Raw genomic sequence first — 24,084 nt, 5'->3', positions numbered from 1 at the left:
GCCACCGCACCCCGAGCGGTGCCCGGCGTCTCAGCCACCGCACCCGGCCGGGGCCGCTGACCGGCGGTAGGCTCGGCCGCATGCCCGCCGCACACCTCCTCATCGGCCCACTGCTGCGGCGCGTGGTGGACACCCGGGCGACGATCTGGGTCGAGACGGCGGCGCCCGCCGTGGTCACGGTCCGCACCGCAGGCGGCGCCACCGGCACCGCGCCCACCTTCTCGGCGTACGACCACCACTACGCCCTCGTGGTGGTGGAGGGGCTCACTCCGGACAGCGAGACCACCTACGAGGTCCTGGTCGACGACGAAATGGTCTGGCCGGTGCCGAGCAGCGGGTTCCCGCCGAGCGTGATCCGCACCCGGGCCACCGACGACCGGGACCAGCCGGTCAACATGATCTTCGGCTCGTGCCGGGAGACCACCCAGCACGCCACCACCCGCAAGCTGCCGCCGGACGCGCTGGACGCGTACGCCCGGCGGTTGATGGCCGACCCGGAGTCGAACCCGCTGCCCGACCTGCTGGTGCTGCTCGGTGACCAGGTCTACGCCGACGTCACCTCGCCGACCGTGCGTCGGCTGCTGCGTCGACGGCGGCGGCGGCCGAAGGGCGCTCCGGCCGACCAGGTGGTGAGCTTCGACGAGTACACCAAGCTCTACCTGGAGTCCTGGCGTGATCCGGAGATCCGCTGGCTGCTCTCCACCGTGCCGAGCGTGATGATCTTTGACGATCACGAGATCATCGACGACTGGAACACCTCGGCGGCGTGGCGTGCCGAGGTGCGCGAGCAGCCGTGGTGGCAGGAGCGGATCGGCAGCGGGCTCGCCTCGTACTGGGTCTACCAGCACCTTGGCAACCTCTCCCCCGACGAGATCGTCGCCGATCCGGTCTTCGCGAAGGTCGTCGCCGCCGAGGACGCCACCAGCGTGCTGCGCGAGTTCGGCCACCGGGTCGACCAGGAGTCCGACCTGGCGCACGACACCGAGCGTTGGCGCACGGTGCAGTACCAGTGGAGCTACGCGCTGGATCTGGGCCGGACCCGGCTGGTGATGCTGGACAACAGGTGCAGCCGGGTGCTCGAGTCCAACAACCGGGCGATGCTGCCGCCCGGCGAGTGGGCCTGGTTCCTCGACCAGGCGCACGGGGTCTACGACCACCTGGTGGTGGGTGCCTCGCTGCCCTGGCTGCTGCCGCAGGGCATTCACCACATCGAGGCGTGGAACGAGAAACTGGCGGACTCGCGCCGACCGTGGGTGGCGCGCGGGGCGGAGAAGCTGCGCCGCGCTCTGGACCTGGAGCACTGGGCGGCGTTCCGGCGTTCCTTCGAGGCGCTGGCGGAGACGTTCGCGCGCATCGGCACCGGCACGCCTCGACAGTCCGGGGCGCGGGTCGGGGCCGGTCCGGCGTACGCCCCACCGGCGTCGATCAGCGTGCTCTCCGGTGACGTGCACCACTCGTACGTGGCGCGGGCCCGGTTCGCCGATCCGGCGGTGGTGACTCCGGTGCACCAGCTCACCTGTTCGCCGATCCACAACCAGGTGCCGGCGGGCATCCGTCCGCTGATGCGGCTGGGCTGGTCACCCGGTCCGGCCGGGGCGACCCGGGCGTTGGCGCGTTCGGCGGGCGTACGCCGGCCGGGGGTGCGCTGGCGCAAGCTGGCCGGCCCGTACTTCGGTAACGCGGTCGCCACCCTGACCCATCGGGGGCGCGACGCCGACGTGGTGATCGAGGGCACCACGAGTGACGGGCACCTACGCCCGGTGATGCGGCGTCGACTCTCCGGGAGCAGCGGCGCGGGCGCGCCGTAGTCTCTACGCCGTGGATGAGCACCTGCCGGAGCCGATCCGGGCGGTTGAGCACGAGTTGACCGCTCTGCTGCGCCGTGGCCGGGCGGTCTCCTGGGAGATCGCCCGGGAGGTGCACCCGAATCTGGAGCCGAACACCTACGGGTTGCTGCTCTGGTTGCGGCGGAGCGGGTCGATCCGGTTGACCGAGTTGGCGGCGCGGCTGGGCGTGGGCAAGGGGACGCTGAGCCGGCAGATCAACGCGTTGGAGGTGCTCGGTCTGGTCCACCGCGACCCCGATCCGAGTGACCGGCGGGCCGCGCAGATCAGCCTGACCGAGCAGGGGCAGCGCCGGTTCGACGTGGCCCGCGCGGCCCGGCTGGGCGAGTTCGTGCGTGCCCTGGACGGCTGGTCGGAGCGCGACATCGAGGATTTCGCCCGGCTGCTCGGCCGGTTCAACGACTCCTGGCAGTAGCGCCCGGTGACCGGGAATAGGGTGCCGGTCGGACAAGTTGTTGCTTCAGGCAACTAAGGCATACCGTTGCTTCAGGCAACTCTCAGGCGGCCGCGCGCCCCGCCCTCCGCCGTTCCACCCCGACTCCGCTCGGAGGCAACAAACGATGAGCCAGGCGACAGTGCCTCCCCAGGCAACCGCCGTGACCATGACCCACCGGCAGATCCTGGAAGCACTCTCCGGCCTCCTTCTGGGCCTGTTCGTCGCGATCCTCTCATCCACGGTCATCTCGAACGCGCTGCCACGGATCATCACCGAACTGCACGGCGGCCAGTCCGCGTACACCTGGGTGGTGACCTCGGCCCTCCTCGCGACCACCGCGACGACCCCCATCTGGGGCAAGCTGGCCGATCTGACCAGCAAGAAGACCCTCGTTCAAGTGGCCCTGGGGATCTACGTGCTGGGCTCGGTGCTGGCCGGCCTCGCCCAGGGCACCGGAGAGCTGATCGCGTGCCGGGTGCTCCAGGGCATCGGCGCCGGTGGCCTCACCGCGCTGGCCCAGGTGATCATGGCCACGATGATCGCGCCCCGCGAGCGGGGCCGCTACAGCGGCTACCTCGGCGCGGTGATGGCCGTCGGCACCATCGGCGGACCGCTGATCGGCGGCGTGATCGTGGACACCTCCTGGCTCGGCTGGCGCTGGTGCTTCTACGTCGGCGTGCCGTTCGCCATCGTCGCGCTGATCGTGCTCCAGAAGACCCTGCACCTGCCGGTCGTCAAGCGGAAGGCCGAGATCGACTGGTGGGGCGCCACCCTGATCACCGCAGCCGTGTCGCTGCTGCTGATCTGGGTCTCGCTCGCCGGCGACCAGTTCGCCTGGGCTTCCTGGCAGACCGCCGCCATGGTCGTCGGCGCGCTGATCCTCGGCGCCCTGGCGATCCGGGTCGAGACCCGGGCCGCCGAGCCCATGATCCCGCCGCGGCTGTTCCGCAACCGCACCATCACCCTCGCCGTCGTCGCCAGCATCGCGGTCGGTGTGGGCATGTTCGGCGCGTCGATCTTCCTGGGCCAGTACTTCCAGATCAGCCGCGGTCAGAGCCCGACCATGTCCGGCCTGATGACCCTGCCGATGATCCTCGGCCTGCTGGTCTCCTCCACTGTCATCGGGCGGGTCATCACCAGGACCGGCCGTTGGAAGCGGTACCTGGTGATCGGCTCGGCGCTGCTCACCATCGGCTTCGCGCTGATGGGCACCCTCCGCGCCGACACCAACTTCACACTGCTCAGCGTCTACATGCTGGTGATCGGCGTCGGCCTCGGCATGACCATGCAGAACCTGGTCCTCGCCGTGCAGAACACCGTCGGCCCGCACGAACTCGGCGCGGCCAGCTCGGTGGTGGCGTTCTTCCGCAGCCTCGGCGGCGCCATCGGTGTGTCCGCCCTCGGCGCGGTGCTCGCCCACAAGGTCAAGGACTACACCGCCGACGGGCTGGCCCAGCTCGGCATCCCGGCATCCAGCTCGGGCGGCGGCGGCACCCTGCCCGACGTGCACACCCTGCCCGGCCCGCTGCGGGCCGTGGTGGAGAGCGCGTACGGCCACGGCGCCGGCGACATCTTCCTGACCGCCGCCCCGTTCGCGCTGATCGCGCTGATCGCGGTGGCCTTCATCAAGGAGGTGCCGCTGCGCCAGCACAACGGCAACCCGGTTTCCGGCGAGGTCGAGCGGGAATCGACACTCGCCGCCGGCGCTGGCGCAGCCGTGATCCGTACCGGCGAGCAGAGGTGAGGTAGAACCATGGGCGTGGGAGCACCGGACCGCGAGGAGTACGGTCCCCGGGCCCGGCCGCTGCCTTTCGAGCGCGGCACGGACGGGCCACGGGTGATCATGGTGGGCGTCGACGGCACCCGCACCTCCGAGCGGGCCGGCTTCTACGCCGCAGGGCTCGCCCGTCGGCAGGGCGCCGCGCTGGTGGTGGTCTTCGTCAGCTCGCCGAGCGGGTTGACCGCGCTGGTGCCCGGGATGGATGCCGGCGCGGTCCAGCGCACCCACGACGAGCTGGCTGACGAGCTGCGTCGGGAGTGCCGGCGCGGGGCCGAGCAGTGGAGCATTCCGGTGACCCTGGTGGTGCGGCGCGGCGACGCGTACGGCGAGCTGCGCGCCGCGGCCGACGAGTTCCAGGCCGACATGGTGGTGGTCGGGGCCTCCGAGCAGGCCGGGCACCGGCTGGTCGGCTCGGTCGCCACCCGGCTGGTCCGGGCCGGCCGCTGGCCCGTCGTCGTGGTGCCCTGATAACGGGTCGCGGCTGTCGGAGGGGCCGGGCAGGATGCGCGGCATGACCTGGATCGCACCGGAGATCACCCGGACCCCCGAACCGTACGTCGGCGACGAGCGCACCATGCTCGACGGCTGGCTCGACTACCACCGGCAGACCCTGCTGCTCAAGTGCGCCGGCCTCACCGAGGAGCAGTTGCGCACACCGAGCGTGGAGCCGTCCGGGCTGACACTGCTCGGCCTGGTCCGGCACCTGGCCGAGGTCGAGGCCTGGTGGTTCCGGGAGAACTTCGCCGGCGCGCAGGTCGACTACCCGTACTTCACCCCGGAGACACCGGACGCCGACCACGACGTCAGCGCCGCCAACGCCGAAGCCGACTTCGCCATCTTCCACCGCGAGGTGGCGCTGGCCCGCGAGGCCGCCGCCGGCCACTCGCTCGACGAGACGTTCACCGAGGTCGGCCCGAAGAAGCGCACGTTCAACCTGCGCTGGGTGTACGTGCACATGATCGAGGAGTACGCCCGGCACAACGGGCACGCCGATCTGATCCGCGAACGCATCGACGGCGTCACCGGCGAGTGACCGGGTAGCCGTCAGTCCGGCCGCCCGGCCCGCAGCATGTGCTCGCCCAGCGGGGTCAGCGTGTGCACCACTGACGAACCGGCCCGGTGGGTGGCGATCAGTCCGGCCCGGCGCAGGGTGCTGGTGTGCTCGCTGGCGGAGGCGATCGAGATGCCCACCGCTCGGGCCACCTGTGAGGTGCTGAGGCCGTCGGCGACCACTTGCAGCACGGCGGCCCGGCTCCGGCCGAGCAGGTGGGCGAGGGGCTGGCCGGTGGCCAGTTCCCGCCGGGCCGGCCGGATCGGGTAGGTCAGCACCAGTGGGCCGGCCGGGTCGTCGAGCACAGCGGGCTGCGGCACGAAGTACGAGGGCACCAGGGTGACGCCCCGGCCGCCCGGCGACAGACCGACGTCCCCGCCGAAGGCGCACCGGTACGACAGCTCGTACGTGTCCCCCGTCGGCGTGAAGTGCAGGTAAGGGCTGAGGCCACGGAGCACGCGGTCGAGCCCTGCGTCCACGATGGCTCGACCGCGTACCGTCCGGTCGGCGTGCACCGCCGCGACGATCGTCTCCCAGTACGCGCCCACCGCGACGGCGTGGAAAGCCTCCATCGCATCGAGTAGGCGGCGTACCGCGGCTGGTTTCCCGTCGGCGAGCGGACCGACCCGGGGTGGCAGCTCGCCGGCCTCGATCCGCGGTCGTAGCTCCGCGGCGAGGGTCGCCGCCGGGGTGGCCGCGACCTCCGCCAACGCGGGGCCAAGCTCCCCACCGAAGCGGGGCGGGGTGAGGAAGTCCGGGAACCACCTCTCGCGACGGCACAGGTCCAGGTAGGGCCACATGACCGGGCGCAGTGCGGCACGGGTACGGGCCCGCCACGCGACCAGGTGTTCCGGCACGGTGGTCTGGAACACCCGTTGCCCGGCAGCCCCCAGCTCCAACAACACCGACGGCTCGGCACGCAACACGGTACGGCTGAGGTCCGCCGCGCTCAGGTGCAGAGTCACCACGGCATCGACGCTGCCACCTTTCGGGCGGGTGCGAAAGGGGCTGGAGACGACCCGGCGGTGCGGTGACCCTCGGGCCATGAAAAAGCTGCTCGCATCGGCCACCGCCGGCCTGGCCGTGCTGACCGTCGCCGTACCCGCCCCGGCGCTCGCCGAACGCCCGCGCCCCGACACGTACGTGGTCTCCCGGGCGTCCGGGGTGCTGCCCGAGGGGATCGCGGTGACCCGGGACGGCACCCTCTACGTCACCAGTCTCGGCACCGGTGCCGTCTACCGTGGTCACGTCCGCGACCGGGAGCTGCGACAGTTCCTGCCGCCGGGGGCGGACGGGCGTACCCGGGCGGCCGGGTTGCACGTCGACCGGCGGGGTCGGATCTTCGTCGCCGGCTGGGACACCGGCGCGCTCTTCGTGTACGCCCCGGACGGTGAGCTGCTGGCCCGCCGGACGGGGCCGGGCGCCGCCCTCAACGACCTGGCGCTGACCGCCGACGCGGTCTACGTCACCGACTCGGCCACCGGCACGCTGTGGCGGGCGGCGCTGGACGGCCCGACGGTCGGGAACCTCGTACGGTGGCTCGCCCCCGCTGACTTCCCGGTCGCGCCGGGATTCCTCAACGGCATCGTCGTCACCGACGGCGGGCGGATCGCGCTCGTCGGCGACCAGGGCAACGGTCAGCCCGGCACCGAGCGGCTGTGGCGGGTCGACCTGGTCGGGCGGACGGCCAGGGCCGTCGAGGTGATCCACGGCCAGCTGGGCGCCGACGGGCTGCTGGTGGAGGGCGACCGGCTCTACGGGGTGGTGAACTTTCCCGACGGCGCCGGCGGCTGGGATTTCGCGGTGAACCTGGCGATCGTGGACGCCGACCGGAGAACCGCTCGGGTGGTACGGCAGTCCCGTCCGGCCGGCCTGGCGCAGTCGCCGACCACGATCGTCCGGGACGCCGGCCGGCTGCTCTGGGTGAACAGCCAGCTCAACGCGTCCGCCCCGGCGCCGCCCTTCACCGTCACCCAGGTCCCCGGGCTGCGCTGACCCGGCCCGACGCCCCGAGCGTTGGCGGGCCGGGTCACCGCGATGCCGACGAACGCGCCGCTGTCGCCTCGCTCAGTACGCCAGGGCGGCGCGCAGGTAACGGAGGTCGGCGTGGCCGCCCCAGCGGTGCGCCGACAGCCCGGCGGACCGGGCACCCCGCACGGCCCAGTCCTCGTCGTCGACGAACAGGACCCGGGCCGGCGGGGTGGCCAGGGCCACGCAGGCGGCCTGGAAGTATTCCGGGGCGGGCTTGTGCACGCCGACCACCGAGGAGTTGACCACCACGTCCAGCTCGCCGACCAGGCCGAGCGCGGCCAGGTCGGCGTCGAGCAGGTCGGTGGCGTTGGTGCCCAGCCCGACCCGGACGCCCGCCGCGCGGACCTCCCGGACGAACGCCAGCACCTCCTGGTCGACCTCTCCCCGGTAGCTCTGCCACTGCTCCACCGCAGCGCGGGCCCGTTCCGGGCTGCCCACCGATTCGGTCAGGGCGTCCGCCACACTGCTCATCCACTCGGCGTGATTGACCTGGCCGGTGAGCACCGGCTGGAGCCGCCCCCACTGCATGGCGATCTCGCCGAGCACCCCCTCGGAGAGGCCGTACTCCCGCTCCACAACGGCGGCCACCGCCGGGTCCCACCGGCGCAGTACGCCGTCGAAGTCCAGCAGGAGCGCCGTCGCGCGTTCCCGAGCCACTACCCGTTCTCCTCGCCGCGGCCGTGCCGCTGGTCGTCCTCGTCGGCCCGGTTGAGCCGTTGGCTGATCACCTGGGTGACCCCGCTGCGCATGGTCACGCCGTAGAGCGCGTCGGCGATCTCCATCGTCCGCTTCTGGTGCGTGATGACGATCAGCTGACTCTTCTCCCGCAACTGTGCCAGCAGTGTGATCAGCCGGCCCAGGTTGACGTCGTCCAGGGCCGCCTCCACCTCGTCCATGATGTAGAACGGGCTGGGTCGGGCGCGGAAGATCGCCACCAGCATGGCCACCGCGGTCAGCGACCGCTCGCCACCGGAGAGCAGCGACAAACGCTTGATCTTCTTGCCCGGCGGGCGGGCCTCCACCTCGACGCCGGTGGTGAGCAGGTCGTCCGGTTCGGTGAGGATCAGCCGTCCCTCGCCGCCGGGGAAGAGCACTGTGAACACCTGCTCGAACTCACGGGCGGTGTCCTCGAAGGCGCTGGCGAACACCTCCAGGATCCGCTCGTCCACGTCCTTGACCACGGTGAGCAGGTCCCGGCGGGTGGCCTTGAGGTCCTCCAACTGCTCGGAGAGGAACTTGAAACGCTCCTCCAGCGCGGCGAACTCCTCCAGCGCGAGCGGGTTGACCTTGCCCAGCAGGGCGAGTTCGCGTTCCGCCTTCGCGGCCCGCTTCTCCTGCACCGGCCGCTCGTAGCGCACCGGCTCGGGCACCGGCAGACCGTCCCGTTCGGCCGCCGCGACGTCGACCTGGGTCGGCGGCACGGGCTGGGTGGGGCCGTACTCGGCGACGAGCGTCTCCACGTCCAGCCCGAAGTCCTCGGCGGCCTTCGCCTCCAACTGCTCGATACGCAGCCGCTGCTCCGCCCGGGCCACCTCGTCGCGGTGCACCTGGCTGGTCAGCCGCTCCAGCTCCGCGCCGAGCCGCTTCGCGGCGCCGCGTACCTCCTGAAGCTCCGCCTCGCGCGCGGCCCGTTCCAGGGCGACCGCGTCGCGGTGCTCCTCGGCCGTCGCGATCGAGGTGGTCAGCCGGGTCAGCGCCTCCCGGGCGCCACCGGCGACGGACCGGGCGATGCTCGCGCCCCGGGCGCGGGCGGCCCGCCGGGCCGCCGCGCGTTCCCGGGCGGCCCGTTCCGCGGTGGCCTGCCGGGCGAGGGAGTCGGCCCGGCCGGCGATCGAGGAGACCCGCTCCTCGGCGGTACGGACGGCGAGCCGGACCTCCATCTCGTTCTGCCGGGCCTGCGGCACCATGGCCGCCAGTTGGTCGCGTTCCTCGGTGGAGGGCTCGGCGTCGACCGGGGTCTCCTCGGCCAGCCGCAGCCGCTCCTCCAGTTCGGCGAGGGCGGTGAGGTCCCGTTGCCGGGCGGCCTCGGCGCGGGAGCGGGAGTCCCCGAGCCGGTCCGTCTCGGCTTTCGCGGACCGGGCTGCCGCGCCCAGCTCGGCCAGGCGGCGGGCGGCGGCGTTGCGGTGGCTCTCCGCCTCGCGCTTCTCGGCGGCGGCGTGCTGCACTGCCTCTTTGGCGGCGGCCACCTCGGCGCGCGCCTCGACCAACTGGTCACGCAGCTCCGAGGCGGCGCGTTCGGCGGTGAGCCGATTGGCGCGAGCCTCCTCCACGGCGGCCTGCACCTCGATGTAGCTGGGGGCCTTGGCCGACCCACCCGCGGCCGCGTACGCCCCGACCACGTCACCGTCCGGGGTGACCGCCCGCAGCTCGGGGTTGGTGGCGACCAGCTCCGCCGCGGCGGCGAGATCATCGACGAGCGCCACGTCGCGCAGGGCCCGGTGCACCGCCGGCCGCAGCTCGTCGCCGCACTCCACCAGGTCGGGCGCCCACCGGGCACCGTCCGGCAGCTTCGGGCGCAGCGCGTCCGCGGAGCCGGTCATGCCGGGCCCCGCCGGGCTGCCGACCAGCAGGCCGGCCCGGCCGGCGTCGGAGATCTTCAGCAGCCGCATCGCCTCGACGGCCTCGTCCACCCCACTGACGGCGACCGCGTCGGCGAGGCCGCCGAGCGCGGCGGCCAGCGCGGCCTCGTGGCCCGGGGCGACGGTGAGCAGCCCGGCGAGGCTGCCGAGCAGGCCGGGCACGTCCCCGGCGCGGGCGAGCAGGGCCCCCGCACCGTCCTTGCGCCGCAGTCCCAGGGCGAGCGCCTCCTCCCTGGCCTTCCAGGTGGCGGCGTCCTTCTCCGCCGCCCGCTCGGCGTCGGTCAGTGATCGGACGCTGGCCTGTGCCCGCTCCTGCACGGCGACCGCCTCGGCGTGCCGGGCATCCAGGTCCGCGTTGTCCCGGTCGGCCTCGGTGGACTGGGCGGCGACCGCGTCGAGGTCGGCCTGCGCCTGCTCGGCGCGGCCCAGCGCGTCGGCGTGCGCGATGGCGAGGCGTTCGATCTCCTCGCCGGCGCTGGTGGTCCGAGCCCGGGCGGAGTTGACCTGGCCGGTGAGCCTCGCCATTCCCTCCCGCCGGTCGGCGATGGCCTTGGCGGCGGCGACCAGCTCCCGTTCGGCGGCGGCGAGCTGCCGTTCCAGCTCCTGGCGGTGCTCGACCGCCTCGGCCAGTCGGATCTGGTCGTCGGTGAGCGCGCCGCGCAGCTCCTCCTCCTGCTCGCGGACCCGCTCGGCCTCGGCCTCCAGCTGGTCCGGGTCGCGGCCGGGTCGCTCGTCGTCGCCGGTGGCGCTCAGGTGCCGCAGCCGTTCCCGGGCCAGTTGCTCGATCGAGCGGAAGCGTTCCTGCAGAGCGGACAGCTTGTACCAGGTGTCCTGGGCGGCGGCGAGCAGCGGCGCGTCCTCCGCGAGGGCGGCCTCCAACTCGCCGAGCCGGCCATGCACCTCGGCGTGCTCACCCTCGATCTGCTCACGCCGCTCGCGCAGCGCGGTCTCGTCGGCGATCTCCCGGTCCAGCGTGGTCCGCAGGGTGGCCAGGTCGTCGGCGAGCAGGCGCAACCGGGCGTCGCGCAGGTTGGCCTGGATGGCGGCGGCGCGTCGGGCCACCTCGGCCTGCCGGCCCAGCGGCTTGAGCTGACGACGCAGCTCGGCGGTGAGGTCGGTGAGGCGGTTGAGGTTGGTCTGCATCGCGTCGAGCTTGCGCAGCGCCTTTTCCTTGCGCTTGCGGTGCTTGAGGACGCCGGCCGCCTCCTCGATGAACGCGCGGCGGTCCTCCGGCTTGGCGTGCAGCATGCCGTCGAGGCGGCCCTGCCCGACGATGATGTGCATCTCCCGGCCGATGCCGGAGTCGGAGAGCAGTTCCTGGATGTCGAGCAGCCGGCAGGAGTTGCCGTTGATCTCGTACTCGCTCTCGCCGGAGCGGAACATCCGGCGGGTGATGGAGACCTCGGTGTACTCGATCGGCAGCGCGCCGTCGGTGTTGTCGATGGTCAGGGTGACCTCGGCGCGGCCCAGCGGCGCCCGACCGGCGGTGCCGGCGAAGATGACGTCCTCCATCTTGCCGCCACGCAGCGCCTTGGCGCCCTGCTCGCCGAGCACCCAGGCGATGGCGTCGACGACGTTGGACTTGCCCGAGCCGTTCGGGCCCACCACACAGGTGATCCCGGGTTCCAGCTTCAGCGTCGTGGCGGAGGCGAAGGACTTGAACCCCTTCACCGTCAGGCTCTTGAGATACACCTACTCGATCCTCGTCCGGTGGCCGCCGTACCGTCGCCGGCTGTGGGGACCTGGGTGAACTCGCAGACTAACCCGGCGGTGGGAGCGGGCCGGCACGCGACCCGCCCCGCGTCGCGTCGACCGTGGGGGCGCTGCCGTTCTGTCGCCCGCAAAGAAAGACAAGCACCTTTCATGATCGCTTATCCATCGACGCGCTTTTCGGTAACTGCGAGGTGCGCTTCCCCGACCCATCGCAAGATCATGAATGGTCGGTGTCGAAAAGGTGCCGGACAGTGTTGCGCGCCGGCACAGAGGTGTCGGCGCGCATTTTTGCGGTGGTGCGATTCAGTTTTGAGGACCTGAAGATCAGGTCAGCGCCGGCTCGGCCAGACGGAGCAGATCGTCCGCCTCCGCCGCAGCCGCCGCGAGCCGATCATTGTCGGCACGCAGACGCGTGATCTCGAACTCCAGTGCCTGGACCCTGGCACGCAGTCGGGTGACCTCGTCGAGCAGACGCCGGTCGGGCGCTGCACCTACGTGGCCGTAGAGGGCCTTCGCCATGCTGACTCCTTGATATGCGCTGCCGGAAAGGCCGGCCAACGCGCGCCCATTTGTACGCGGCTGTCATTCCAGGCTGTATCTGGGCATGACCGGGCGCGACTGGCGACACCTATATATTGAGCCGCAAACCCCTCCTTCGTCAAGTTCTCGCAGGCCGTAGATCATCTCCACGTCGACCTGACCACTTGTCGGGGGGCTGCCGCAAGGCACGGACACTCTCTGTCCGGACGCCTTTACTGTACGCCCGGATCCGCCGAAGTCCGCACCCTGGCGTCCGACTTCGCCTTAACTCTTTCTTAGCCACGTTGCCGCAGGTCGTAGGCGCGCCGTAGCGTCACCCCGGCCCGCAACCGACCCCTGGAGGCATAGGCGTGTACGGCTGGACCGATCCGATGGACCCGAACGGCGCCCCCCGGCGCACCGGAGGGCCGACCGACGAGCCGGCCTGGCTGCACGACCGCCCGGAGCCCCGCTCGGCCTATCTGTTCGGTGACGAGCCCGGTCAGCCGGGCGACGAGTGGCACCGGGAGCAGCCCACCAGCGGCCGACAGCCGGAGCCGGCGAGGCCCGCGGAGGCGCACACGGCGCCATGGCCGGCCCACCAGCCGGACAGTGCCAACAGCCGCTGGGGCGACAACCGCCCGGGGGCGCAGGACACCGGCGGCTGGCACGCCGAGAATGAGGCGCCCGGCGGCTGGCAGCCCGACAGCGACCCGGAGACCAGCAACGGCTGGCGCGCCGCCGCCGAGACCGGGCGGACCGCAGAGGGACGGCACCGCTCCCCACGCCGCTGGCGCAAGCCGCTGATGATCGGGGGCGCCGCCGCGGCCGCCACCCTCGTGGTGAGCTTCGGCGTCGGCGCGCTCGCGCTTCCCGGCGGTGACGACGGGGCCGCGCAACCGACGGCCGTCGACGACTCCTACGCCGCGTCGGCCGTACCGACCGAGGAGCCGGTGCTGGACACCCTCGCCGCGCCCTCCCCGTCCGCCACACCCAGCCCGACGTCGCCGAGCCCGACGCCGAGCAAGGTCGTCAAGCCCACGCCGACATCGCCGCGGAGCACCGCGGCGTCACGGCGCAGCGTCGCGCGCACCAGCGCGCCGAGCAGCACCGGCGGCTCCACCAACACCGGCGGCTCCAGCGGCTCGGTCAGCGCCCAGGCCCGCGAGGTGGTGGACCTGGTCAACGCCGAACGAGCCAAGGCCGGCTGCAAGGCGCTCAGCATCGACGACAAGCTGATGACTGCCGCCCAGCGGCACAGCCAGGATCAGGCCGACCACCAGAACATGTCGCACACCGGCAGCGACGGCAGCAACGCCGGCACCCGGCTGGACCGGGTCGGCTACACCTGGCGCACGTACGGCGAGAACGTGGCCTGGAACCAGAAGACCCCGGCCGCGGTCATGGACGCCTGGATGAACAGCTCCGGCCACCGGGCAAACATCCTGAACTGCGCGTTCACCGAGATCGGCGTCGGCATCGCCAGCAGCAACGGACCGTACTGGACGCAGGTCTTCGCGGCGCCGCGCTGATCGCGCGTCGTTCCCGCCCCCGCGCTCGTTTGACCCGGTGAGGTACGTCGGGCCGGAGCGTGGGGGCCGCGTACCGGTGCGGGCGGCGACCGGCCGTCCGGGACCCGGGAGCTGCCGATGCGGATCCGGCCGCGGCGACGCGTCGCCGTACGCCCACTGCGCCGCGCCCTGTCGGCCAGCGTCGTGCTCGTGCTGGTGCTGCCGGCGTACGGGTGCCGTCCCGCGCTGACCCCACCCGGCGCGCCCACCGCGTGGCCGACGGAACAGGCCCGGCACTGGCAGTGGCAGTGGCAGCTCAGCGGCCCGCTCGATCCGGCGGTGGACGCCGACGTCTTCCTGCTCGACCCGGTGACCACCACCGCCGCGCAGACCGCCGAGCTGCGCTCTCGGGACCGCCGGTTGATCTGCCAGGTGAACGTGGGGTCGGTCGGCTCCGACGACCCGGACGCCAACCGGTTCCCGGAGATCGTCCGGGGCGCGGCCGGGCGTCGACCCGACAGCCGGTGGCTGGACGTCCGGAGTTGGGACGCGCTTCGGCCGGTGCTGGCCGACCGGTTCCGACTCTGCCGGGGCAAAGGCTTCGGCGCGGTGGCGCTCTTCGACGCCGACGGGTACGCGGCCCGCACCGGCTTTCCGCTCGACTTCGACGACCAACTGCTGTTCAACCGCCGGCTGGCCGAGCTGGCCCGCTCGCTGAGCCTCTCCCCCGGGCTGGCCAACGATGTGCCGCAGCTCGCCGCGCTCGCCCCGGACTTCGACTTCGCGGTCAACGAGGAGTGCGTCCGGCTGGCCCAGTGCGCCAAACTGCTGCCGTTCAGCGACGCCGGCAAGCCGGTCTTCCACGTGGAGTACACCGGCTCCACCGACGACTTCTGTGTCACCACTGTCGGCTACGGCTTCGCGTCGATCCGCAAGGACCGCACCCTCGACGCCTCCCGCGACCCCTGCCCCCTGCCCTGATCCCGGTCCGCACCCCGCACCCCGCGATCTTGCATCCCGCGATCTTGCACTTTCGGTGGTCGACATGCCAGGTTCATTCGGCTTTGTCGCCACCGAAAGTGCAAGATCGGCGGATTGAGGGGGCGCGCGGGGACGGGCGGGGGTTAGGGGATGGGGAGGAGTTCTGGGGTTGGGGCTGGGGGGTCTGTGGGTGCGGGTGCCGGGGTGGGGCGCAGGAAGCGCGGAGCCCACCAGTTGGCGTCGCCGAGCATGGTCATCAATGCCGGCAGTACCACGCCCCGGATGATGGTGGCGTCCAGCAGGATCGCCGCCGCCAGACCGATGCCCAGCTGCTTCATGTCGATGGTGCTCAGCGTGGCGAAGATCGAGAACACTCCGACCATCACGATCGCCGCGCTGGTCACCACCCCGGCCGACGAGGTGATCCCGTACGACACGGCGTCACGGTTGGCCAGGCCGGAACGGACGCCCTCGCGGATCCGACTGACCACGAAGACGTGGTAGTCCATCGAGAGGCCGAACAGCACCACGAAGAGGAACAGCGGCAGCCAGGACACGATCGCGCCCATCGACGTGAAGCCCAGCAGTCCCTGCGCCCACTCGCCCTGGAAGACCAGCACCAGCAGGCCGTACGCGGCGCCGGCGGAGAGCAGGTTCAGCGCGATCGAGCTGGCCGCGATGACCACCGACCGGAAGGTGAACGCCATGACCAGGAAGGTCAGCACCAGCACGAAGCCCATGACCAGCGGCAACTTGTCCCGCACGTGCTGTGCGTAGTCCTCGCTGTCGGCCACGCCCCCGCCCACCGCGTACTCGATGCCGGGGATGCCCCGCAGCTCGGCCGGGACCAGGTCGCCGCGCAGCTTCTCCAGCGACTGCACGGACCGGTCGTCGCGACTGGCGTACGGGGTCGGCACGTCCAGCACCGTGACCCGTCGGTCGGCCGACACCTCGATCTTCGGGCCACCCGCCTCGGCCGGGGCGAACAGCGGATCGCCGGCCGCCCGGGCGGACAGGTCGGTGAGGGCGGCGTGTACCCGGTCGGCCTGGTCGGCGGGCGCCCGGACGGCCACCACGTGATTGGTCCCGGCGCTCGGGAAGGCCGCGGTGAGCCGGTCGTACGCCTGCATGGCCGGGGTCGTGCGGGGCAGGTCCTCCATGCCGGGGAACTTCAGTTTCATTCCGAGCGCCGGCGCGGCCAGCGCGAGCAGCAGCCCGACCGAGATGACAAGCGTCGCGACCGGCGCGCGCAGCGCGGGCCGGAGCACCGCGGGCCACAGCCGGGGCGCGCGGGGTTCACCGTGCCGGCCGGTGCGCGGCGCGGTGAGTCGCCAGAGCAGCGGCACCCGGGGCCGGTCCACCCAGCGGCCGAGTCGGGCCAGCAGCGCGGGCAGGACGGTCAGCGAACCGGTCACCGCGACGGCCACCACGAGGATCGAGCCGATGGCGAGGGACGAGAAGACCACGTCGCCGGCGAGCAGCAACCCGGCCATCGAGATGATCACCGCGAAGCCGGAGACCACCACGGCGTGCCCGGAGGTCTCCGCGGCGATCTCCACCGCGTCCAGCCCGGACCGGCCCTTGGCGCGTTCCTCCCGCTCCCGACGGATGTAGAACAGCGAGTAGTCGACACCGACCGCCATGCCGATCAGCAGGATCACCGGTGCCGTGGTGTCGGTGGCCGGCACCAAATGCGAGGCGAGGGTGGACAGACCCATCGCGGCGGCCACCGAGGAGAGCGCCAGCAGCACCGGCACGCTCGCCGCGATCAGCGCGCCGAACGCGATGATCAGGATCGCCAGGGTGACCGGCAGACTGAGCAGCTCGGCGCGCTTGAAGTCCTTGCCCAGGGTGTCGTCGAGGGCCTGACCGATCGACGGCCCGCCGACCTGCTCGACGCGCAGTTCGGGGTGCGCCGCCTGCACGGCTGCGGTGGCGTCCCGCAGCGGCTGCACCCGCTCCGAGGCGGTCTCCGGGTCGCCCGACATGGTGATCGGCAGCAACAGCGCCGAGCCGTCCCGCGCGGTGACCGGCTGGCCCACCCCGGCAACCCCGGCGACGGTACGCAGCCGGGCCGCCGCGTCGTCGGCCGCCGCCTTCGCCGCCGCCTGGTCCAGTGCACCACCGGTGGAGGTGATCAGGACGTTGTCCACGGCCGGGTCGGCGAAGTCACCGGCGTCCACGATCAGGCTGGCCCGTCCCGCCTCGCCGATCGCCTGGTCGCTGTTGGTGGCCTCGTTGAGTCCGGCGGCGTTGCCGCCGACGAAGCACACCGCCACGAACACGGCCCACAGTGCGATCGCCCGCCACGGGTGCTCGGCGCTCCACCGCGCCAGCCGCACCGTCACCGGTCTTCTGCCCATCGGATCCCCCTGTCACGTCAGCCCCCGGTCAACTGTGCTGACGCTAGGTGCGCGACGAGGCGGTCACATCGGGGATCGACCCCGGCCCACCCTGGAACCATCGGACCGGGAGCGGGGGTGCGTTCCGCGGGCGTCAGCCCGCGATCCGGGCGTACCCCGGGGTCCAGCCCGGAGCGACCCGCCGCGACCCGCCGGCGGCGCCCCGAGCGGGCTCCGGGTCATCCCCGAAGGGACCCCCGGGGCCGTGGCTGACAGCGCGGGCAGCTGTACGACGACCGGTTCATGAACGCTTCCCGGCGGATCGGCGCGCCGCACCGGCGGCACGGCTCGCCCTCGCGGCCGTAGGCGTTGAGCGCCCTGTCGAAGTAGCCGCTCTCGCCGTTGACGTTGACGTAGAGGGCATCGAAGCTGGTGCCGCCCTCCTTGATCGCCTCGGCCAGCACGTCGCGGACGTGACCGAGCAGGCGCTGCGCGGCCGGAGCGGTCAGCGCGTCGGTGGGTCGGGTGCCGTGCAGCCGGGCGCGCCAGAGCGCCTCGTCGGCGTAGATGTTGCCCACCCCGGAGATCAGGGTCTGGTCGAGCAGGGCCCGCTTCACCTCGGTGTGCCGGCGGCGCAGCGCCGCGACGAACTCCGCGTCGGAGAACTCCGGGTCCATCGGGTCGCGGGCGATGTGTGCGATCTCGTCGGGCAACTCGGCGCCGCCCTCGCTCACCGAGAGCCCACCGAACGTGCGCTGGTCGACGAAGCGCAGCTCCGGGCCGTCGTCGCTGAACCGGAACCGGACCCGCAGGTGGGTCTCGTCCACTGTGCCGGGTGGCTGGAGCAGCAGCTGACCCGACATGCCGAGGTGCCCGACGATCGCGTCACCGCTGTCCAGTGGCAGCCACAGGTACTTACCGCGACGGCGGGCGTCCAGCACCGTCCGGCCGGCGAGCACGTCGGCGAAGTGCACGTCGCCGGGAGCGTGCCGGCGGACCGCACGCGGATGACGGACCTCGACCGAGGCGATCCGCCGGCCGACGACCCACTGGGCCACCCCCTGCCGGACGGTCTCCACCTCGGGCAGCTCAGGCACGCGCCGGCCCCGTCTCGTGGCCGTCGGCGCCTCCGGCCGGCAGCGCCTGCGCCAGGTGGTCGGCCTGCTCGGCCGAAGCGGCCCGCTCGGCACGCTCCAGCGGCCCGAACGGCTCACCCCGGTCGGCCGCGTCGTCCCGGTCGGTCGGCTGGTTCTGGCGGTCGTCGCCGGCCCGACCATCCTGGCCATCGTCGCCGTTCTGGTCGTTCTGCTCGGCGAGCGTGCGCCAGGCGGCCTCGGCGGCCCGCTGCTCGGCCTCCTTCTTGCTGCGCCCCTCCGCGCCGCCGTACCGGTTGCCGGCCACCACCACCCAGGCGGTGAACGTCTTGAGGTGATCCGGGCCGGTGCCCTCGATGCGGTACTCCGGCACGCCCAGCCCGAGCGCCGCCGTCAACTCCTGGAGACTGGTCTTCCAGTCCAGGGCGGCGCCGCGACCGGCCGACTCGGCCATCAGCGGGTCGAAGAGCCGGTGGATGACGATCCCCGTGGTGTCCAGGCCGTACTGCAGGTAGATCGCGCCGAGCAGCGCCTCCAGCGTGTCGGCGAGGATGCTCGCCTTGTCCCGGCCACCGGTCGTCTCCTCACCCTTGCCGAGCAGCAGGTACGCGCCGAGCCCCTCCGGGCCCAGACCGCGGGCCACGTCGGCGAGCGCCCGCATGTTGACCACGCTGGCCCGCAGCTTGGCGAGTTGCCCCTCGGGCAGATCCGGGTGGTTGTGGAAGAGCGCCGTGGTGATCACCACGCCGAGCACCGAGTCGCCGAGGAACTCCAGCCGCTCGTTGGTGGGCAGCCCGCCGTTCTCGTACGCGTACGACCGGTGGGTCAACGCGCGCTGGAGCAGCTCGGGTTCCAGGCTCACGCCGAAGGCGGCTTCCAGGTGACCGACGGACGCCCGCCGCCGCTTGTCGTTGCTCATGTGCGTACCTCGGTGTCGGTGGAGCGATCGGTGCGATTCGTCGCGGCGTTGCCGTCGAGCAACGCGGAGACCAGATCGGTGGCGCGCCGCCGCCACAGGTGGGCGGCGAGAGCTATGCCGGAGGCGACGTCGTCGGCGCGGGCGGACCCGTGGCAGACGACCACCGTCCCGACGACACCCAACAGGGCCGCCGCGCGGGGGGCGCCGCCCTGCGCGGGTGGGCCGCCGGCCATCGCGTACGCGCCCTCAATGGCCTTCAGCAGCACGTTACCGGTGAACCCGTCGGTGACGACGACATCGGCGCGCGCGCCGAGGGCCACGTCGAACCCCTCGACCAGACCGACGTAGCGCGCCCCACCGGGCAGCGGTTCGACGGCGAGCAGCGGGTCGGTGGCGCGGCGAACCCGGTCGCCCTTGCCGGCCTCGGTGCCGACCGAGAGCAGCCCGACCCGGGGCGCGGCGATCGAGTGGGCCACCGCCGCGTAGGCGGCGCCGAGCACGGCGTGCCGGGCGAGGGTGGCCGGGCGGGGTTCCAGGGAGCCGCCGACATCGAGCAACACGACCGGCCCCGCCACGGCGGGCAGGGTGGCCGCAAGCGCAGGTTGGCGGATCTCCGGTGACCGGCCGAGGCCGAGCACGGCCGCGGTGACGGTGGCACCGGTGGCGCCGGCGGAGACCAGGGCGTCGGCGGTCCCGTCCCGGACGGCGGTGACCGCGGCCCGGACGGTGCTCTCGGCGCGGGCGGCGCTGGGATGATCGGCCATGCCGACGACATCGCGGACAGGCCGCACGGTGATCCGGGCGCGTTGCGCCGGATCGAGGGCGGCAATCAGCTCGTCGGCGACCTCGGTCGGACCGACGAGAAGCAGATGCAGGTCAGGGTCGGCGCGCATGGCCCGCAGAGCGCCGTCAACCACGACGGCGGGAGCGTCGTCCCCGCCGAGGAGGTCAACGGCGATCCGCGCGGCGCCCGGCTCCACCGGAACGCCGGCCGGGTTAGGCCGGCCGGCGTCGGAGGGAGCCGGAGCACCGGGCGAATGCCAGGATGCGCGCGCCGCCCGACCTGGGGTCGGGGGCGTCACTCGGCGTCCAGGTCAGACCTCGAGAACCTGGCGGCCGTTGTAGGTGCCGCAGACGGAGCAGGCGGCGTGCGGCAGCTTCGGGGACTTGCACTGCGGGCACGCAACGGTCGCGACCACGGTCGCCTTCCAGTTCGCCCGGCGGGACCGGGTGTTGCTGCGCGACATCTTGCGCTTCGGGACGGCCACGGTTCTTACTCCTCTGTAACGGTCAGTTGCGACAGGCCCGCCCAACGCGGGTCGATCTGCTGGTGACTGTGGTCGGCCGGCAGATCGTCCCAGTGCGCCCCACATTCGGGGCACAGTCCTGGGCAGTCCTCCCGGCAGAGCGGGTTGGTCGGCAGCGTGAGCACCAACGCGTCCCGCAGCGCCGGCTCCAGGTCGATCAGATCGCCCTGCATCCGGCCCACCTCGTCCTCGTCGGTCGTGGCGTCCGTGGTGCTGTCCTCGTACGCGTACAGCTCCTGGATCGTCACGGCCATCGAGTCGTTGATCTCGCGCAGACAACGGCCGCACTCGCCCCGGACGGGACCGGTGATGGTCCCGGAGACGAGCACGCCCTCGGACACCGACTGCAACCTCAGATCGAGGTCGAGGTCCGCGCCCTCCGGCACGCCGATCAACTCCACACCGAGGTCCGCCGGTGCCGGCACGACCCGCTGGACCTCACGCAACGCGCCAGGGCGACGCGGCAGGTCCCTCGTGTCGAGGACCAGCGGCGACCTGGGGTTGAGTGTCGATGGCGAGTGCTTGGGCATAGTTAGACTCCGGCCGGTGAGAGGCCGACAAAAAAGGTTACCTGGACGACCGCCGGACCGTCGAACCGGGGGCGACGCCCGCCTGAGAAGTCGGCTGGTGAGGTGCCGCTCAGAAGGGTAGCGGGCGTTCCGCCTCATCCCCAGCGAAGGTGCCGATCTCCCGCAGCGCGTGCATCTTGTCCCGGCCGCGCTCTATCGAGGCCAGCGCCCGGGTGAGGAACTGCTCGAAGTTGGCCAACGCGGTGTCGACGTAGTCGTCGACCTCCTCCCGCAGGCGCTGCGCCTCGGCGCGGGCCTCACCGATGATCCGGGCACCCTCGTGCTCGGCGGACACGGTGATCTCGTTCACCGAGACCAGGCGGGCGTGTTCTGCCTCACCCTCGCTGATGATCCGGTCCGCCTCGCGCTTGCCGGCTTCCATGATCTTGTCGCGCTCCTCCAGGAGGGCGGCGGCACGACGCAGGTCGGCGGGGAGATCGGCGCGCATCTCGTCGAGGGCAGCGATCATCTCACCCCGGTCGACCATGCAGTTGTTGCGCGACATCGGGACGGAGCGGGCCTGCTCCAGGATGGCGATCAGTTCGTCGATGCGATCGAGCGGGTCCACCGGCTACCTCACTCCTGTCGTTCGTCGGCCGACCTCCATGATGCGGGCTACGGCCGTTCCCCGCGCCACCAATCATGTCGTGCCCGCCCCACCGCCGCCCCACTCACCCCATCCCGGCGAGTCGCGACATAGTCACCCCCCGCTTCCCCACCCTCGGCGTCGATCTTGCACTTCCTGTTGCGTCAAATCGCCTCAGAAGGAGCGATCCGGGAACCATAAGTGCAAGATCGCGGGAAGTGAGGGGGTCGGACAGGGCCGCGTGGTGCGGGATCGGCTCAGCGGCGGGGGCCCAGACGGGCCTGGAGCGCTTCGCGGACCGGGTCGGGGACGTGGGCGGAGATGTCGCCACCCCACTTGGCCACGTCCTTGACCAGGCTCGACGACAGGAACGAGTAGAGCGGATTGGTCGGCATGAAGAGCGTCTCCACGCCAGCCAGACCGATGTTCATCTGGGCCATCTGCAACTCGTAGTCGAAGTCGCTGACCGCCCGCAGACCCTTGATCAGCACGCTCGCCTGCTGGGCCCGGCAGAAGTCCACCAGCAGCCCGCGGAACGACTCGACCCGCACGTTGCCGTACGACGAGGTCACCTCGCGGAGCATCTCGATGCGCTCCTCGACGGTGAACAGGCCACTCTTCGACTGATTCACCAGCACACCGACGATGACCTCATCGAAGAGCCGACTGGCCCGCCCGATGATGTCGAGGTGTCCGTTGGTGACCGGGTCGAACGAACCGGGACACACCGCACGTCTCATGATCGGCGACCGTACCAAAGGGTGGTCTCGCCGTAACGGCGGCTGCGCTCGGCGGTGATCCCCTCCACCCAGTCGAACTCCCTGGTGCGGCGGGACCGCTCGACCACCACCAACGCGTCGGGCGCCAGCCAGCCGCCGTCAACGAGCGCGGCCAACATCGCGGTGATCTCCTCGTCCGGCACCGCGTACGGCGGGTCGGCGAAGACCACGTCGTACGGCTCCCCGTCCGGCCCGGCGGCCAGCACCGTCGCCACCTTGCCGGTGACCAGACGGGCCGCCGGGCCGGCGCGCAGGGCCGCCACGTTCTCCCGGATCACCCGGGCCGCCCGCGGGTCGGACTCGACGAGCAGCACGTGCCGGGCGCCCCGGGAGAGCGCCTCCAGCCCGACCGCGCCGGAGCCGGCGTACAGGTCGGCGAAGCGGGCGCCGTCGAGATCGACGTCGGCCTGGACGGCGCTGAACAGCGCCTCCCGGACCCGGTCCGAGGTGGGTCGGGTGCCGGCGCCGGGGGGCGCGGCAATCCGCCGGCCACCGAGCGTCCCGGCCACGATCCGGGTCACCGTTTCCTCCTGCTCATGCCCGCGACGCTACGCGATGCGACGCGGGCCCGGTCAGCACGGCGCGGATCCGGGGAGCCGGCCAGCCGGCGACGACGCGGCGCGACTGAGCAGCCACGCAAGCCCGGAATCCACAGTGCAGCAGCGGCGCGAGGACGGTCCCCAGTGATCGGACGGACACCTTCGGTTCATCAAAGATCACGAATCGACTACATTGCCGGATGGCAATGATCTGAACTCCCCTCATTAACCACCCATCAGTACAGTCTCCCCCTGTCCCCGCTTTCGCCGCGGGAACACCACCGCGTCGCGACGCCCCGGTGAGCAGGTGACTCCCCGGTCACCACGTCTCCCGGCCTCCCGCCACGCGATCCGTACCCCCCTCACCAGGAGCAGGCGTGAACCCTCCCAAGTCTCCGTTCCGGCGCGTCGCGGCCATCGCCGCGGGTGCGCTGATCGGCCTCGCCGGCGTCGGCACCCTCGCGAGCCCCGCGAGCGCCCACCACCCCGAGCCCTCCGGCACCTACTGCCTGACCTCCGACGGCCAGGTCAAGGTGACCTGGACGGTCGGCAACAGCGAGAACATCGACGCGACCATCACCAAGCTCGAGTCGACCGTCCCGGGTGACTTCACCGGCGACCTGGCGAAGGACGCCACCCTGCCGGCGAAGGGCCAAGGTTTCCTCACCGGCACCCAGGCGCACACCTTCGACACGAAGCGGCCGACGGTCGAGCTGACCGTCGAGGCGCGATGGGTGCGTACCGACCGGATCGTGACCGAGTCGCGGACCGTCGCCGCCGAGCCGAAGGGCACCTGCGCGGCAGAGACCACGCCGCCGGCGAGCACCCCGACCCCCAGCGCACCGGCGACCCCCACGCCGACCCCCACCACCGCCTCTCCGTCGCCGAGCCAGCCGCCGGCCCAGAGCCCGACCCCGACCCCGCCGGCCACCCCGGCTCCGGCGGAGCCGGTCGGCTCGGTCGAGTCGACCTGCGACAAGCTCACCTTCACGATCGAGAACCCCGCCGACGGTGAGACCGTCACGCTCACCCTGACCCCGAACAAGGGCGAGGTGAAGACGCTCGTCGTGAAGCCGGGCGAGACCGGTTCCGTCTCCTTCGACGCGACCGAGGGTCTCGTCGTGACGCCGGCCGCCGAGGGCCTGGACGACACCGCGCCGATCGCGTGGGAGAAGCCGGCCGACTGCACCCCGGGTCAGGGTGGCGGCGACAAGGACGAGCCGGCTCTGCCGCTGACCGGTGCCGCGACCGGCGGCATCATCGCCGGCGCCGTGGTGCTGCTCGCCGCCGGTGCCGCCCTGTTCGTGGTGGCCCGCCGTCGTCGGGTTCGCTTCACCGCCTGAGACAACCCGCTCTGACACCTGAGGGCGCGTCGACCACCCGGTCGGCGCGCCCTCAGCCATGTAGTGGCCTGCCTGATCGACTCGACATCATGGAAACCGGGGTATCCCTGTCGACGGGATACCCCGGTTTCATGAAACTGGAGTGGATCACGGCGGCGCGT

At 72.2% G+C, this 24,084-nt stretch carries 22 protein-coding genes; 9 read left to right on the top strand and 13 right to left on the bottom strand.

Annotated features, from left to right (window positions below):
- The first annotated feature begins 80 nt into the window (after window positions 1-80).
- From ACX27O_RS13035 to ACX27O_RS13015, 5 genes are all read left to right on the top strand, one after another.
- Window positions 81-1,808 carry an alkaline phosphatase D family protein gene (locus ACX27O_RS13035; RefSeq protein ID WP_458939497.1) on the top strand — a complete coding sequence of 576 codons (1,728 nt, stop codon included), beginning with the start codon at window positions 81-83 and terminating at the stop codon, window positions 1,806-1,808.
- Window positions 1,809-1,818: 10 nt separating this feature from the next.
- The gene (locus ACX27O_RS13030) at window positions 1,819-2,259 is read left to right on the top strand and encodes a MarR family winged helix-turn-helix transcriptional regulator (RefSeq protein WP_245233712.1); all 441 of its coding nucleotides are present in this window, start codon (window positions 1,819-1,821) and stop codon (window positions 2,257-2,259) included.
- Window positions 2,260-2,446: 187 nt separating this feature from the next.
- Window positions 2,447-4,024 (top strand): MDR family MFS transporter, encoded by a 1,578-nt coding sequence (locus ACX27O_RS13025; RefSeq protein ID WP_458939662.1) that lies wholly within the window; start codon window positions 2,447-2,449, stop codon window positions 4,022-4,024.
- A 9-nt stretch (window positions 4,025-4,033) separates the two neighbouring features.
- Window positions 4,034-4,528, top strand: a complete 495-nt coding sequence (locus ACX27O_RS13020) for a universal stress protein (protein ID WP_030335260.1) — start codon at window positions 4,034-4,036, stop codon at window positions 4,526-4,528.
- A 43-nt stretch (window positions 4,529-4,571) separates the two neighbouring features.
- The gene (locus ACX27O_RS13015) at window positions 4,572-5,093 is read left to right on the top strand and encodes a DinB family protein (RefSeq protein ID WP_030335262.1); all 522 of its coding nucleotides are present in this window, start codon (window positions 4,572-4,574) and stop codon (window positions 5,091-5,093) included.
- Window positions 5,094-5,104: 11 nt separating this feature from the next.
- Here ACX27O_RS13015 and ACX27O_RS13010 read toward each other — a convergent pair whose 3' ends face one another.
- Window positions 5,105-6,079 carry an ArsR/SmtB family transcription factor gene (locus ACX27O_RS13010; protein WP_210858525.1) on the bottom strand — a complete coding sequence of 325 codons (975 nt, stop codon included), beginning with the start codon at window positions 6,077-6,079 and terminating at the stop codon, window positions 5,105-5,107.
- A 76-nt stretch (window positions 6,080-6,155) separates the two neighbouring features.
- On the opposite strand from ACX27O_RS13010, the gene ACX27O_RS13005 reads away from it, so the two are divergent.
- Window positions 6,156-7,106, top strand: coding sequence for an SMP-30/gluconolactonase/LRE family protein (locus ACX27O_RS13005; RefSeq protein ID WP_387219092.1), 951 nt, complete (start codon window positions 6,156-6,158; stop codon window positions 7,104-7,106).
- A 72-nt stretch (window positions 7,107-7,178) separates the two neighbouring features.
- Here the strand turns inward: ACX27O_RS13005 and ACX27O_RS13000 are convergent, their stop codons facing one another.
- The 3 genes from ACX27O_RS13000 to ACX27O_RS12990 form a co-directional block, all read right to left on the bottom strand.
- On the bottom strand, window positions 7,179-7,799 hold the full coding sequence (locus ACX27O_RS13000; protein WP_030335267.1) for an HAD family hydrolase: 621 nt from the start codon (window positions 7,797-7,799) through the stop codon (window positions 7,179-7,181).
- Window positions 7,799-11,413 carry a chromosome segregation protein SMC gene (smc, locus tag ACX27O_RS12995; protein WP_458939496.1) on the bottom strand — a complete coding sequence of 1,205 codons (3,615 nt, stop codon included), beginning with the start codon at window positions 11,411-11,413 and terminating at the stop codon, window positions 7,799-7,801. The genes ACX27O_RS13000 and smc overlap by 1 nt, the downstream gene beginning before the upstream one ends.
- A 345-nt stretch (window positions 11,414-11,758) precedes the next feature.
- Complete coding sequence (locus ACX27O_RS12990) at window positions 11,759-11,953, bottom strand: hypothetical protein (protein WP_007456482.1); 195 nt, start codon at window positions 11,951-11,953, stop codon at window positions 11,759-11,761.
- 371 nt (window positions 11,954-12,324) lie between these two features.
- On the opposite strand from ACX27O_RS12990, the gene ACX27O_RS12985 reads away from it, so the two are divergent.
- Together ACX27O_RS12985 and ACX27O_RS12980 are read left to right on the top strand one after the other, a co-directional pair.
- On the top strand, window positions 12,325-13,485 hold the full coding sequence (locus ACX27O_RS12985; RefSeq protein ID WP_458939495.1) for a CAP domain-containing protein: 1,161 nt from the start codon (window positions 12,325-12,327) through the stop codon (window positions 13,483-13,485).
- Between the two features lie 117 nt (window positions 13,486-13,602).
- The gene (locus tag ACX27O_RS12980; RefSeq protein WP_285793515.1) at window positions 13,603-14,445 is read left to right on the top strand and encodes an endo alpha-1,4 polygalactosaminidase; all 843 of its coding nucleotides are present in this window, start codon (window positions 13,603-13,605) and stop codon (window positions 14,443-14,445) included.
- 143 nt (window positions 14,446-14,588) lie between these two features.
- Here the strand turns inward: ACX27O_RS12980 and ACX27O_RS12975 are convergent, their stop codons facing one another.
- The 9 genes from ACX27O_RS12975 to rsmD all read right to left on the bottom strand — a co-directional run bounded on the left by ACX27O_RS12975 (window position 14,589) and on the right by rsmD (window position 22,562).
- Window positions 14,589-16,808: an MMPL family transporter gene (locus tag ACX27O_RS12975; RefSeq protein WP_458939494.1), complete on the bottom strand. Its 2,220-nt coding sequence runs from the start codon at window positions 16,806-16,808 to the stop codon at window positions 14,589-14,591.
- Between the two features lie 218 nt (window positions 16,809-17,026).
- Window positions 17,027-17,884, bottom strand: a complete 858-nt coding sequence (gene mutM, locus ACX27O_RS12970; protein WP_357643705.1) for a bifunctional DNA-formamidopyrimidine glycosylase/DNA-(apurinic or apyrimidinic site) lyase — start codon at window positions 17,882-17,884, stop codon at window positions 17,027-17,029.
- On the bottom strand, window positions 17,877-18,800 hold the full coding sequence (gene rnc / locus ACX27O_RS12965; RefSeq protein ID WP_387219082.1) for a ribonuclease III: 924 nt from the start codon (window positions 18,798-18,800) through the stop codon (window positions 17,877-17,879). The genes mutM and rnc overlap by 8 nt, the downstream gene beginning before the upstream one ends.
- Entirely contained in the window at window positions 18,797-19,780 is a 984-nt protein-coding gene (locus tag ACX27O_RS12960) for a fatty acid synthesis plsX protein (RefSeq protein ID WP_030335282.1), read from the bottom strand. The genes rnc and ACX27O_RS12960 overlap by 4 nt, the downstream gene beginning before the upstream one ends.
- A 114-nt stretch (window positions 19,781-19,894) precedes the next feature.
- Window positions 19,895-20,068: a 50S ribosomal protein L32 gene (gene rpmF / locus ACX27O_RS12955; protein WP_030335284.1), complete on the bottom strand. Its 174-nt coding sequence runs from the start codon at window positions 20,066-20,068 to the stop codon at window positions 19,895-19,897.
- Window positions 20,069-20,073: 5 nt separating this feature from the next.
- Entirely contained in the window at window positions 20,074-20,637 is a 564-nt protein-coding gene (locus ACX27O_RS12950) for a YceD family protein (protein ID WP_030335285.1), read from the bottom strand.
- Between the two features lie 109 nt (window positions 20,638-20,746).
- Window positions 20,747-21,244, bottom strand: coding sequence for an SPFH domain-containing protein (locus ACX27O_RS12945; protein WP_030335287.1), 498 nt, complete (start codon window positions 21,242-21,244; stop codon window positions 20,747-20,749).
- Window positions 21,245-21,519: 275 nt separating this feature from the next.
- The gene (gene coaD, locus ACX27O_RS12940; RefSeq protein WP_030335289.1) at window positions 21,520-22,002 is read right to left on the bottom strand and encodes a pantetheine-phosphate adenylyltransferase; all 483 of its coding nucleotides are present in this window, start codon (window positions 22,000-22,002) and stop codon (window positions 21,520-21,522) included.
- Window positions 21,999-22,562 carry a 16S rRNA (guanine(966)-N(2))-methyltransferase RsmD gene (gene rsmD / locus ACX27O_RS12935; protein ID WP_030335291.1) on the bottom strand — a complete coding sequence of 188 codons (564 nt, stop codon included), beginning with the start codon at window positions 22,560-22,562 and terminating at the stop codon, window positions 21,999-22,001. The genes coaD and rsmD overlap by 4 nt, the downstream gene beginning before the upstream one ends.
- A 395-nt stretch (window positions 22,563-22,957) precedes the next feature.
- Between rsmD and ACX27O_RS12930 the strand changes: the two genes are divergently transcribed.
- Window positions 22,958-23,923: an LPXTG cell wall anchor domain-containing protein gene (locus ACX27O_RS12930; protein ID WP_030335292.1), complete on the top strand. Its 966-nt coding sequence runs from the start codon at window positions 22,958-22,960 to the stop codon at window positions 23,921-23,923.
- Window positions 23,924-24,084 lie beyond the last annotated feature (161 nt).

Source organism: Micromonospora sp. SD19, assembly GCF_054462275.1.
The sequence above is the reverse complement of the archived record's forward strand: the minus strand, read 5'-3'. Positions and strand labels throughout refer to the sequence as shown.